We start from the raw sequence: 12474 nt of genomic DNA on the forward strand, positions 1-12474 counted from the left end.
GTGCATCAAGGGCGTTGACATGCCCGGCTCCCCGCCCTAGATGCCCGCCCTCGTTGCCCGATCCTCTAATGGTAAGAGAGCGGACTCTGACTCCGTCAATCAAGGTTCGAATCCTTGTCGGGCATCCAAATCCTCCCAAAATCTGATGCTTTACCCAGGCTCGCTCCGCGCGGGCGGAGATGAGCGAGACGCCGCAACCGGGTGATCGCCAGCATGCGGGCGGGTTTCTTCAGTTCGACAGCGACACATTGTCGCCCGCCGCCCGTTTCCCCGCTTATCGTGAGATGTACGCGGGCGGCACCGATGCGGAGCAGATCGGACCGGCGTTTCACGCGCGTGTGTCGGCATGGTCGCTCGATCGGCTGACCATCTTCGAGCGCCATCTGAACGATGTCGGCCATCACCGCACCGCCGCGCACGTCGCGCGCGACCGCTTCGATCATTTCACGGTCACTCTAGTGATCGCGGGCGAGGTCGAGGTCGATCACGGCGCGGGATTCGTCGTCGTGCCGCCGGGCTGCGGCATCGTCTACGACGCGCACAAACCCGCCCGCAATCGCTTCCGCAACGCGCATTTGTATCTGTTGCGAGTGCCGCGAACGGTGTTCGGCGACCTTGGTCAGCACCCGTCGAAGGGCCGGATGACCAAGCCGGAGACGACCGCGCTGTTGATCGACGTCGTCCGGGTGCTGCTGCCGCACCTCGCGACGCTCGATCTCGTCGCCACCGGTCACGCCGTCGACGCGATCTTCGCGCTGGTGCGTGGGGCCCTGCAGCCGGCGCCCAATGCCACCGATACCGCGGCCAGCGCGCGCGACCAGACCCGGCTGACCGCGATCCGCGCGATGATCGAGGCGGACATCGGCGACCCCGATCTGGGTGCCGACCTGATCGTCAAACGCTCGGACGTGTCGCGCGCGACGCTGTACCGGTTGTTCAAGCCGCTCGGCGGGATCAACGGCTATATCCGCGCACGCCGGCTGCACGCCCTGCGCCTGTCGCTGATGGACGGGCACGAACAGCGCAGCTTCGGCGACCTGGCGCTCCACTGGGGGTTCCGCAGCGAGGCGCATGCGAGCCGGCTGTTCGTCGAGCATTTCGGCACCCGTCCGGGCAGCTACCGAAGCGCGTGGCACAGCGCGCGCGAGGAACCCGCGCCGGTGCGCGAGATGCGCTTCCTCGACGGTACGATCGATACGGTCGCGACGATTGACGCGGATTAATGCCGCCGATCAATCACCTGTCTCACCGATGATCCGCGCAGGCATTTCGGCATTGTAAGAACCACCGCATCTGCGGGCCGCGGCGGGGGCGGGACGAGGTCGGCCACTCGCCGGGGGCGGGGATGGTCATGGCAGTTGCGGCGATACGATCGAACAAGACGGGGGCGGTTACTTCATCGGGCACCAAGGAGGCGGCGCGCTATGCCATCCCGCGGTTGCCCGGTCCTGCGCGCCTGATCGTGCTGCCGACGGGTACGCAGGTCGCCGTAGAAACGCGCTGCCGCTATGACGCGCGCCTCGCCCGCGTCAGCATCCTGGGGCCCACCAGCCGCGCGGCGACCTTGTGGGTGGAGGGCCCGGCGCCGATCGAGGTCGAACTGGATGCAGCGGTCTGGTCGCGGATGACGCGGGCGCGCGCCGACACGGTGACCGACCGGGTCGTGCCGGCGGCGACGCTGGGCATGATGAGCGGCGACGTCGAGCCGGGCGATGCGACGGCCAGCGCGCGACTGGCGCACGGGCTGGTGGCGCACGCGTTGCGCCAGCACGATCCGGCGGGCGCAGCGATCATTGCCGCGTTTTCGGCGCTGGTTGCCCGCCTCGACGTCGGCGATGTTGCTGCCGCCGCCGCGACGCTGGGGATCACCCCGCACCTGCTGCGCCGCACGACGCTGAAGCACTTCGGCTTCGCACCCAAGCTGCTGATGGTGCGCGCGCGATTCCTCGCCGCGCTGGAGGCGTTCCGCGCGTCAGGCATGCGGTTCGACAGCGTGCTGGGCTTCGGATATTTCGACAGCTCGCATTTCCTGCGCGACGCCAACCGCTTCCTTGGCACCACACCGCGACGGTATCTCGACCGCGTCGCGGCGATGGCGCCGGGCGCCTGGGACTATGCCGCCGCCGCCTGAGCGGGGTGCGGTCGCGCCCGGCCCGCCAACGCCGCCGCGGCGCAGGCCAGCGTCGCCACGCCCCCGGTGCCGAGCAACGCCACCGCGATCGGCCAGCCCCCCTGCGCGAGGATCCCCGCGAACAACGGACCGGTCCCGACCGCGACGAGCGTGACGAGCGCGAAATAGACGCCGTTCACGCTCGCGCGGGCGGCTGGCGGGATCATCGCCTGCACCGCGAACAGCCCTGCGAAGGCGGAAACACCGAGCAGCACGTTGACGAGCGCAACGCACGCCACCATCGCGGCGAGCGTGCGGACCTGCGAGAGGATCGCGAGCGGCAGCAGCGTCGCCGCCAGCGCGAGCAGCACCAGCGTCACGAGGTGCGGCACCAGCGTCGGTCGCCTGGCGAGCAGCCAGCCGCACCATGCCTGCCCGACCCATCCCGTCGCAAGCGTCACCCCGCCCAGCAGCGCGGCGGCGTGTGCGGGGGTGATCGCCGCCTGTCGCACGAACAACGTCGGCATCCATCCGCCCGCGGCCTGCGCGAGGATCAGCGGCGCGATCGCCACCGCAAAGAGCGCGCCCAGGGCCCGAACCGACGCCCCGGCTTCCGATATCTCGGGCGGCACCGGCGCGGCGTGGCCGGGTGCGGGGCGGAGTGCCGGCAGGATCAGCAGGTTGGGGATCGCGGTCAGCGCGAGCAGCCAGCGCCAGTGCGCGATGTTCGTTTGCGACAGCGTGATCGCCAGCAGCCACAACAGGCCGCCGACCAGCAGCAATGCAACGCTGCGCCCGATCGTCGCGCCGCTCGCGAAGGTTGCGAGCGCCGCCGCGCGCCGATCCCCCGCGTGGTCGATCAGCCACGCGACCGCGAGCGGGACGAACAGGCCCTGCCCCACACCCAGCAGCGCGCGAGCGAGGCTGAGCATGCCTACCGACGGCGCCGCGGCCGACCCGATCGCCGCCGTGGTCCACAGCAAGACGCCGACCACGAGCCAGCGCACTGATGCGCGGCGCCCGCGCATGAGCGCGGCGACAGCGAGCGCGGTCGCGGCATAGGGGATCGCGAAGGCGGTGCCGATCAGCCACCCCGCCTCGGCGTCGTCCATCGCCACGTTCTCGCGCACCAGCGGCAACACGCCGGCCAGGACGGTGCGATCGATGAAGGCGAGCATGTGCAGCGCGGACAGCGCGAGCATGACGCGCGTGGTTGCGGCAGCGGGGGCGCGAGCGGTCATGCCGCCGCCTCGCGCACCGATAGCCGAACGTCAATCATGGCGCGGAGTGCATCGCTCGTCGGTCGTGCGAATATGCAGGTTGCCCGCCGCTCCCGCCCGCGCCGCGGGGTAAAGCTCCCGCGTCGCGTCAGGTGTTGGCGGTCGAGGACGGCGTGTGGCGACGCGGGGCCTCGAACGTCGCCCAATCGGCATCGTCGCTTGGCCGCGGCGGCGCGCCCGCGATGCTGTCGGGCTCGGCGATCGCACCGATGCGGACGCGGTGGAGGTGGACCTTCGCGATCATGTTGGCGGAGATCGGCGCGGTGATGAACAGGAACAGCGAAATCAGCAATTCGTGCGCGGTACCCATGCCGAACCGCGCGTAGAAACAGGTGACTGAGGCGAGCAGCAGCGCGCCCAGCCCCAGCGTCGTCGCCTTGGTCGGGCCATGCAGGCGTTCCATCGTCGTCGGCAGGCGCACCAGCCCCCAGCTGCCGATCAGCACGAAGCCTGCACCGAGCAGGAGCAGCGCCGTGACGATTACCTCGGCGACGACGTTCATTCGACGATATCCCCGCGCAACACGAACTTGCAGAACGCGATGGTGCTGACGAAGCCGACCATCGCGAGCAGCAGCGCGGCCTCGAAGTAAATGTCGGTACCGCCGATCATGCCGATCAGCACGATCATCGCGATCGCGTTGATGACCATCGTGTCGAGCGCGACGATCCGGTCGCCCAGCGCCGGGCCTCGCAGCAGCCGCCAGACATTCATGGCGAGCGCGAGCGCGACCGCACCAGCGGCGATGTGGAGCGCGACCGCGATCACGCGAAAACCCGCTGCAACCGCGCCTCGTAGCGCGTCTTGATCCGCGCGATCTCACGCGCGGGATCGGCGACGTCGAGCGCGTGGACCAGCAGGTGGCGGCCGTCCGCCGACACGTCCGACGACACGGTGCCCGGCGTCAGGCTGATCGTCCCCGCCAGCATGGTGATCGCCTCGGGCGTGGTCAGATCGATCGGCACCACCAGCCAGTGCGCGCGCAGATCACGGTTACGGCGGAACAGGATCAACCAGGCGACCTGGAAATTGGCGACGACGATGTCGAACAACACGATCGCGAGATAGCTAAGCAAGGTGCGACCGAAGCGCATCCGCGGCCGGTCGGGCCAGAACGGTTGCGTAAATTTCGGCAGCACCACCGCGAACAGCGCGCCCATCACGACGACGCCTGCCGAGACGGTGTTCGCCATCAGCACCCAGACGATCAACAGCATCGCGGACAATGCGGGGTGCGGCAACAGGTACCTCATCGCGAGCCTCCCAGTACGGCGGTGACGTAGCGCGACGGCGCCATCACCTGCGCGGCGGCGGCATGGGTCTGCGCGGTCATCCAGCCCGCCCCGGCCGTCAGCGCGGCGAGCAGCGCGAGGAGCAAGGCTGGTGCGAAGAAATCTGTCCGCGCGCGTGGCGGACAAGCGATCGGATCCGCATCCGACGCCGACTTCCAGAACAGGGTCGATCCGCTGCGCAAGAAGCCGATCACGCCGACGAAGGTGGTGGCGAGGATCGTTGTCCAGATCGCGGACCAGCCGGGCACACCGAAGCTCGCGTCGAGGATCAGCAGCTTGCCGACGAACGCGGCGAGCGGGGGCAGTCCGACGGCGGCGATCGCGGCGGACAGGTAGAGCAGCCCCGCACCGTCCTGATCGGCGAAGCGCGGGCTCGAAGCCAACGCGTCGCCGTATTGGCCGCGCCGACGCATCACCGTGTCGGCGACGAGGAACAACAGCGCTCCCGCGAGCACCGCCTGCACGAGATAGTAGAGCCCGGCGGCGAGCATCGCCTCGCGCCAGCCCGACACCGCGATCAGCAACGTGCCCGTCGAGGCGAGTACCGCGAACGCGGCCTGTTCACGAAGGCCGCGCGCGGTCAGCACGCCGACGAAGCCGACAGCCGCCCCCAGGATCGCCGACGCCAACAGATAGGGCGCGGGCACCCACGCCGCCGCGCCCGCATGCGCACCGAAGATCAGCGGCACGGTGCGGATCATCGCGTAAACGCCTACCTTCGTCATGATGGCGAACAATGCCGCCACGGCGGGCATCGTCGCGCCGTAGGTGCGCGGCAGCCAGAGGTGGAGCGGCACCACCGCCGCCTTGAGCGCGAACACCGTCGTCAGCAGCAACCCTGCGACGCGCAGCAGCCCCTGATCCGCCGGTCCGAGTGCTGCGACGCGGACCGCGAGATCGGCCATATTGAGCGTCGCGGTCAGCCCGTAGAGCAACCCCAACGCGACGAGGAACAGCGCCGAGCCAACGATGTTGACGACGACATAGGCGACGCCCGCCTTCAGCCGCAGCGCGCCCTGGCCGTGGAGCATCAGGCCATAGGACGCGATCAGCAACACCTCGAAGAAGACGAACAGGTTGAACAGGTCGCCGGTCAGGAACGCGCCGTTCAGCCCGAGAAGCTGGAAGTGGAATAGGGGATGGAAATGCCAGCCCTTGCGATCGGCCCCCGTCAGGATTGCGTGGACGAGGACAACGAGCGCCAACACCGCGGTCAGCACCAGCATGATCGCCGCCAGCCGGTCGAGCACCAGCACGATCCCGTACGGCGCCACCCAGCCGCCGATCGCGTAGGCACGGATGCGGTCGTCCTGCGCGAGCGCGAACAGCGCGAACGCGGCGGCGAGCATCGCGACGCAGCCGGCGAGCGAGAGGCAGAGGCTGAAGTGGCGACGGCGGCGCATCACCAGCATGGTGACGGGCGCGGTGACCGCGGGCACGACGATGGGCGCGATCAGCAGATGGTCGATCGCGGTCACGCGCGCGCTCCCGCATCGGCATCCGGGCTGGCGTCGGGCTTGCCGTCGACGTGATCCGTGCCGGCCTCGAGAAAGCTGCGCAGCGACAGGATCACGGTCAGCGCGGTCATGCCGAAGGTGATGACGATCGCGGTCAGCACCAGTGCCTGCGGCAGCGGATCGGCGTGGTGCGTGACCACCTTTGCATAGAGCGGCGGCGCATCGACGACGAGCCGCCCGATCGCGAACAGGAACAGGTTGATCGCGTAGGAGATCAGCGTCAGCCCGAGCACGACCTGGAACGTCCGTGCGCGCAGCACGAGATAGATGCCGCCCGCGACCAGCACCGCGATCGCGGAGGCGACGAGGAATTCGAGGCTCACGCGCGCTCCTCGGGCGGCTGCCGCGCGGCGCGTTGCGCGACGTGGGTCAACTGCGCGAGCGCCATCGTCACCGCGCCGACGACGACGAAGGCGACGCCCAGGTCAAAGAGCATCGCGGTGGCGAGTTCGACATCGCCGATCACGGGCAGGTGGAAATGGCCGAAGCTGCTCGACAGGAACGGCGCGCCGAACAGCAGCGAGCCGAGCCCCGTCGCCGCGGCGATCAGGACGCCGAGCCCGATCAACTGATGCTCGCCGATGCGTCGCCGCTCGTCGGTCCAGTCGAAACCGGATGCTAGATATTGCAGCAGGATCGCGATCGAGAACACCAGCGCCGCGACGAAGCCGCCACCCGGCTGATTGTGCCCGCGCAGGAACAGGTAGAAGCCGACGAGCAGGACGAGCGGCAGCAGCAGCCGCGCCGCCATCACGAACATCATCGGGTGCCGTTCGGACGAGAACAATTCGCTCGAACGCCATTCGCGCAGTCGGCGCCCGGCAATGCCGCGCGCGGCCGGCTCCAGCAACGCGAAGATCGCGAGCCCGGCGATGCCGAGCACGATGATCTCCCCCAGCGTATCGAACGCACGAAAGTCGACCAGCGTGACGTTGACGACATTGTCGCCGCCGCCGCCGGCATGGCTGTTTTCCCAGTGGAAGCGCGAGATGCCGTCGCGCATCGGCCGCGTCATGATCGCCCAGGCGAGCCAGCCCATGCCCCCGCCGCCAGCGAGACCCAGCGCGGCGTCGCGCACGCGTCGTCCAGCACCCGACAGCCGCGGCGGGTGGTGCGGCAGCAGGTGAAGCGCAAGCAGCATCAGCACGATCGTCACGACCTCCACCGCGATCTGCGTCAACGCGAGGTCCGGCGCGGACAGATGGACGAAGGCGAGCGCCATCACCAGACCGATGACGCCGAGGAAGAGCAGCGCGAGGAAGCGCCGTCGATCGACCGCGACCACCGCGACGGTCGCCGCGATCAGGCCCGCCCAGGCGATGACGGCGATCGGCGAGGCGACGGTCGTCGGCGCAGTGCCGGCGGGCAGCGCGAAGCGGACCGCGGCATCGAGCCCGAGCAGCAGGGCGACCGCGAACAGGACGAACAGGTAACGCTGCAGCGAGGCGCGGTGAAGCCAGTCGGACGCGTGCCGCAGCGCGGCGACGCTCATCTCCATGCCGCGATCGAACAGGTTCTTCGCGTCGGGCGCGGGCAGATACGCGACGATGCGCGCAGTGGCGGAATAGCGAAACAGCAGCACGATCGCCGCCGCCACCGCACCCACGCTCATCAGCAGCGCCGGATTGATGCCGTGCCACAGCGCGAGGTGAAGTGCCGGCTCGCGCGTGCCCGTCACCGCCGCGGTGGCTGCCGCGACCAAAGGGGCAGCGAGCGTCATCGGCGCGAGCCCGAGCGCGAGCGCTAGAGCCGCTAAGAGCGCGGGCGGCCCGAGCATCGCCGCCCCCGGATCGTGCGGGTGCGCGACCTCGCCCGTCCGCCGTTTCCCGGCATGGAGCCACACGGCGTAGCGAAGCGAATAGGCCGCCGACAGCAGCGCCGCGATCGTCGCCAGCACCGGCACGAGCAGATGCTGCCCGCCGAGCAGCGCGTGGGTGGTTTCCTCCAGCATCATCTCTTTCGAGATGAAGCCGCCCGTCGGGGGAAGCCCCGCCATCGCCGCTGCCGCCAGCACACCGAGGGTCGCGGTGAGCGGCATCACCGCAGCGAGCCCGCCAAGCCGGCGGATATCGCGCGTGCCCGTCTCATGATCGATCACCCCCGCGTGCATGAACAATGCGGCCTTGAACGCGGCATGGTTGAGGATGTGGAACACCGCCGCCGTCACCGCCGCCGCGGTGCCGAACCCGAGCAGCATCACCATCAGACCCAATTGGCTGATCGTCGAATAGGCGAGGATCGCCTTCAGATCGTAGCGGTATAGCGCGACGCCCGCACCGAACAGCATCGTCGCGAGCCCGACCGAGGTGACGATGCCGAACCACCATTCGGTGCCCGCGAGCACCGGCCACAATCGTGCGAGCAGGAACACGCCCGCCTTCACCATCGTCGCGGAATGGAGATAGGCGCTGACCGGCGTCGGCGCCGCCATCGCGTACGGCAGCCAGAAGTGGAACGGGAATTGCGCCGATTTGGTGAATGCGCCGCCCAGCACCAGCAGCAGGATAACGGGGTAGAGCGGCGACGCCTGCACCAGCGCGCCGCGCGCGAGGATGGTCGACAGGTCGTACGACCCCGCTACCTTGCCGAGCAGCACCAGCCCCGCGATCAGCGCGAGGCCCCCGCCACCCGTGACCGTCAACGCCATGCGCGCGCCCTGCCGCGCATCGGCGCGGTCGCGCCAGAAACCGATCAGCAGGAACGACGACAGGCTCGTCAGCTCCCAGAAGACGAGCATCAGCAGCACATTGCGCGACAGCGCAATGCCCAGCATCGCGCCTTGGAACAGCATCAGAAACGAGAAAAAGCGCGCGCTCGGCTCTTCCTTCCCCAGATAACCGTGCGCGTAGACGACGACGAGCAGGCCGATCGCGAGGATCAGTCCCGCGAACAGCAGCGCGAGCGGATCGAGCCACAGGCTGAGATCGAGCCCCAGCGCCGGTATCCAGCCGATCTGGATCGTCGGCACCATGCCCGCGAGGGCGGCGGGGGCCTGCGCCAACAGGATCGCCAGCCCCGCGCCGCTCGCCCCCGCCGCAATGCCAACGTGCGCGCTGCGAGAGGCGTGCCGTGTCACCCCCAGCAGCACCGCCGCCGCGAACGGCAGAAAGATCAGGGCCAGCAAGGCCACGCGCGCAATCTCCAAATTTGCCCCCCCATCGCATCGCAACATGGGCGGGCACAACCGCTACCGTGCGGGTGCCGCCGATTGCGGTGATCGGCAACACGTTGACACAACAGGCGGTGGACGACGTGCGTGGTCTCGGGACCCGACTTCCTGCGCGCTTGTGAACGCCGGCCTTCGGGCCATATCGGTGGCGTGGCCAATGATCCCAGAGTGCACCGCGCGATCCAGATCGTGCTTATTTTGCTGTTCGTCGCGGTGTTCGGCATGATCGCGCTCGCGCTGGCGCTGCTGCGCACCTGACGGAGGGGGCAATCCGCGTCATCGATCCGGCAGACCGGTGCCCGCGACTGTTCTCGCTCCGGACTTGCTGCTAAGCGCGCGGCAATCACGCCCGCATCCGTCCGCCTGCTGCGCCGACCGTGCCGGTGCCGTTCATCCAGGATCACCATGACTTCGCCCCGCCGTACCTTCGCGATCATCTCCCACCCCGACGCCGGCAAGACGACGCTGACCGAGAAACTGCTCGTCGCGGGCGGCGCGATCCACCTGGCGGGTGAGGTCAAGGCGCGCGGCGCGAACCGGCGCGCGCGCTCCGACTGGATGAAGATCGAGCAGCAGCGCGGCATCTCGGTTACCTCGTCCGTGATGACGTTCGAGCGGGGCGGCATCACCTTCAACCTGCTCGACACGCCGGGCCACGAGGATTTCTCGGAAGACACCTACCGCACGCTGACCGCGGTCGATTCCGCGGTCATGGTCATCGACGCGGCGCGCGGGATCGAGGCGCAGACGCGCAAATTGTTCGAGGTGTGCCGGCTGCGCAGCGTGCCGATCATCACCTTCGTCAACAAGGTCGATCGCGAAGGCCGCCCGGTGTTCGAGCTGCTCGACGAGATCGCCGACATCCTCGCGCTTGACGTCGCGCCGATGAGCTGGCCGATCGGCATGGGCGGCGAGTTCGAGGGCGTGCTCGACCTGGAGACGGGCGGAGTCAGCCGGCCCGAGGGCGACAGCCGCAACTTCCAGGGCCGCGTCGACCAGGACGTGACCTTGTCCGAGCGGTTCGCCGAGGAAGTCGAGCTGGCGCAGGCGGGCTATGCCGAATTCGACGCCGAGGCTTACCGCAACGGCGATCTGACCCCGGTCTATTTCGGATCGGCGCTGAAGGACTTCGGCGTCGCCGAATTGATCGACGCGCTCGCGCGCCACGCGCCGCCTCCGCGCCCGCAACCCGCCGAGCCCGCACCGATCGCGCCCGACGCGGACGAGGTCACCGGGTTCGTGTTCAAGGTGCAGGCGAACATGGACCCGAACCACCGCGACCGGATCGCGTTCATGCGATTGTGCTCAGGCACGTTCAAGCGCGGGATGAAGCTGACGCCGACCGGCCACGGCAAGCCGATCGCGGTCCACTCTCCCATCCTTTTCTTTGCGCAGAACCGCGAAGTGGCGGACGAGGCATTTCCGGGCGACATCATCGGCATCCCCAACCACGGCACGCTGCGCGTCGGCGATACCTTGTCCGAACGCGCCGACATCCGCTTCACCGGCCTGCCCAATTTCGCGCCCGAGATCCTGCGCCGCGTCGCGCTCAAGGACCCGACCAAGACCAAGCAGTTGCGCAAGGCGCTGGACGACATGGCCGAGGAAGGCGTGACGCAGGTCTTCTATCCCGAGATCGGGTCGAACTGGATCGTCGGCGTCGTGGGGCAATTGCAGCTCGAGGTGCTGATCAGCCGGCTGGAGGCGGAGTACAAGGTTGCCGCAGGACTCGAGCCCGCGCCGTTCGACACCGCGCGGTGGGTGACGGGCGACGCCGCCGACCTTAAGGCGTTCGCCGAGGTGAACCGCGGCGCGATGGCGAAGGACCGCGACGGCAATCCGGTGTTCCTGGCGAAAAGCGCGTGGGAGATCGGCTACGTCGCCGATCGCTATCCCAAGGTGCGCTTCAACGCGACGCGCGAGCGGTAAGACACCCACTGGCGCACCGGCGCGCGGCGTGTAGCATGGCACGATGCTGCTCGCCCTCCTGCTCGCCGCCGCGCAGGCGCTGACCCCGCCGCCGCAGACGACCCCCGCCGCGCCGATCGCCACCCGCGCGGCGACGACGCCGACGACCGCGACCAGATGGCCGACGCGCGAGGCGGATTTCGTCGCGCGCGATTTTGCGTTCCGTTCGGGCGAGCGGATGGCGGCGCTGAAGCTCCACTACACCACGCTAGGCAACCCGCACCGCAACGCAGGCGGTGAGATCGACAATGCGGTGATGGTGCTCCACGGCACCGGCGGCACGGGCAAGCAGTTCCTCCAACCCCAGTTCGCCGACCGGCTCTACGGCCCCGGCCAACCGCTCGACATCACGCGCTTCTTCGTGATCCTGCCCGACAATATCGGGCACGGCGGGTCGTCCAAGCCCTCCGACGGGCTGCGCATGGCGTTCCCGAAATACGATTACGACGACATGGTCGCAGCGCAGCACCGGTTGCTCACCGAAGGGCTGGGCATCAAGCGGATGCGGCTGATCATGGGCACGTCGATGGGGTGCATGCACGCCTTCGTCTGGGGCGAGACCTACCCGACGTTCGCGCGCGCGCTGATGCCGCTGGGGTGCGAGGTGGTGCCGATCGCGGGGTTGAACCGGATGTGGCGACAGCTCGCGATCGACGCGATCACCAGCGATCCCGCGTGGATGGCGGGCAAGTACACCACCGCGCCGGCGCAGGGCATCCGCGGCGCGGCGTCGCTGCTGTTCGTCGCGGGCGGTGCGCCCTTGTGGATTCAGACCAATTATCCGACGCGCGATGCCGCCGCGGCCTATGCTCGCGAACGGGTGGCGGCGTCGGTCAAGGGGATCGACGCCAACGACCTGATCTATCAGCTCGATTCGTCGCGCAATTACGATCCGTGGCCGCGGCTGGAGTCGATCACCGCGCCGACGGTGTGGATCAACTCCGCCGACGATTTCATCAATCCGCGCGGGTTCACCTATCCGGACGGGGCTGTGAAGCGGATGAAGGACGCCACGTTCCGGCTGATCGCCGAGACACCGGAGACCCGCGGCCACGGCACGCACACCTGGGCGAAGTTCTGGGAAGATGATTTGGCCGCGCTGCTCAAGCGGACCGAGTAGCGGGTTGCGGGTGAACGG

Annotated in this window: 11 protein-coding genes and 1 tRNA gene; 5 read left to right on the plus strand and 7 right to left on the minus strand. The window is 68.8% G+C overall.

The features are described 5' to 3' along the window. The first annotated feature begins 54 nt into the window (after nucleotides 1-54). The 3 genes from KZ810_RS11415 (at nucleotide 55) to KZ810_RS11425 (ending at nucleotide 2131) form a co-directional block, all read left to right on the plus strand. Nucleotides 55-128 (plus strand) — tRNA-Gln (locus KZ810_RS11415). Between the two features lie 51 nt (nucleotides 129-179). After that, a complete protein-coding gene (locus tag KZ810_RS11420; protein WP_219769240.1) occupies nucleotides 180-1223 on the plus strand; it encodes an AraC-like ligand-binding domain-containing protein in 1044 nt (347 codons plus the stop codon). Nucleotides 1224-1351: 128 nt separating this feature from the next. Next, the gene (locus KZ810_RS11425; RefSeq protein ID WP_219769241.1) at nucleotides 1352-2131 is read left to right on the plus strand and encodes a helix-turn-helix domain-containing protein; all 780 of its coding nucleotides are present in this window, start codon (nucleotides 1352-1354) and stop codon (nucleotides 2129-2131) included. On the opposite strand, the gene KZ810_RS11430 is transcribed toward KZ810_RS11425, so the two are convergent. The 7 genes from KZ810_RS11430 to KZ810_RS11460 all read right to left on the minus strand — a co-directional run bounded on the left by KZ810_RS11430 (nucleotide 2113) and on the right by KZ810_RS11460 (nucleotide 9329). Then, a complete protein-coding gene (locus KZ810_RS11430; RefSeq protein WP_219769242.1) occupies nucleotides 2113-3351 on the minus strand; it encodes an MFS transporter in 1239 nt (412 codons plus the stop codon). The two genes, KZ810_RS11425 and KZ810_RS11430, sit on opposite strands and share 19 nt — an antisense overlap. 127 nt (nucleotides 3352-3478) lie before the next feature. Then, nucleotides 3479-3892 carry a Na+/H+ antiporter subunit G gene (locus tag KZ810_RS11435; protein WP_219769243.1) on the minus strand — a complete coding sequence of 138 codons (414 nt, stop codon included), beginning with the start codon at nucleotides 3890-3892 and terminating at the stop codon, nucleotides 3479-3481. Beyond that, nucleotides 3889-4158, minus strand: a complete 270-nt coding sequence (locus tag KZ810_RS11440; RefSeq protein ID WP_219769244.1) for a K+/H+ antiporter subunit F — start codon at nucleotides 4156-4158, stop codon at nucleotides 3889-3891. The genes KZ810_RS11435 and KZ810_RS11440 overlap by 4 nt, the downstream gene beginning before the upstream one ends. Then, nucleotides 4155-4643, minus strand: coding sequence for a Na+/H+ antiporter subunit E (locus KZ810_RS11445; RefSeq protein ID WP_219769245.1), 489 nt, complete (start codon nucleotides 4641-4643; stop codon nucleotides 4155-4157). Before KZ810_RS11445 ends, KZ810_RS11440 begins: the two co-directional genes overlap by 4 nt. After that, entirely contained in the window at nucleotides 4640-6160 is a 1521-nt protein-coding gene (locus KZ810_RS11450; protein ID WP_219769246.1) for a monovalent cation/H+ antiporter subunit D, read from the minus strand. The genes KZ810_RS11445 and KZ810_RS11450 overlap by 4 nt, the downstream gene beginning before the upstream one ends. Next, nucleotides 6157-6522, minus strand: a complete 366-nt coding sequence (locus KZ810_RS11455) for a Na+/H+ antiporter subunit C (protein WP_219769247.1) — start codon at nucleotides 6520-6522, stop codon at nucleotides 6157-6159. Before KZ810_RS11455 ends, KZ810_RS11450 begins: the two co-directional genes overlap by 4 nt. Continuing rightward, complete coding sequence (locus KZ810_RS11460) at nucleotides 6519-9329, minus strand: monovalent cation/H+ antiporter subunit A (protein WP_308461539.1); 2811 nt, start codon at nucleotides 9327-9329, stop codon at nucleotides 6519-6521. The genes KZ810_RS11455 and KZ810_RS11460 overlap by 4 nt, the downstream gene beginning before the upstream one ends. Nucleotides 9330-9773: 444 nt before the next feature. Here KZ810_RS11460 and KZ810_RS11465 point away from each other — a divergent pair, with 444 nt between their 5' ends. Both KZ810_RS11465 and KZ810_RS11470 read left to right on the plus strand, forming a co-directional pair. After that, on the plus strand, nucleotides 9774-11297 hold the full coding sequence (locus KZ810_RS11465) for a peptide chain release factor 3 (protein WP_219769249.1): 1524 nt from the start codon (nucleotides 9774-9776) through the stop codon (nucleotides 11295-11297). Nucleotides 11298-11340: 43 nt separating this feature from the next. Then, on the plus strand, nucleotides 11341-12456 hold the full coding sequence (locus KZ810_RS11470; protein ID WP_219769250.1) for an alpha/beta fold hydrolase: 1116 nt from the start codon (nucleotides 11341-11343) through the stop codon (nucleotides 12454-12456). The last annotated feature ends 18 nt before the right edge of the window (nucleotides 12457-12474 follow it).

The organism is Sphingomonas citricola (assembly GCF_019429535.1).
GTDB lineage: Bacteria > Pseudomonadota > Alphaproteobacteria > Sphingomonadales > Sphingomonadaceae > Sphingomonas > Sphingomonas citricola.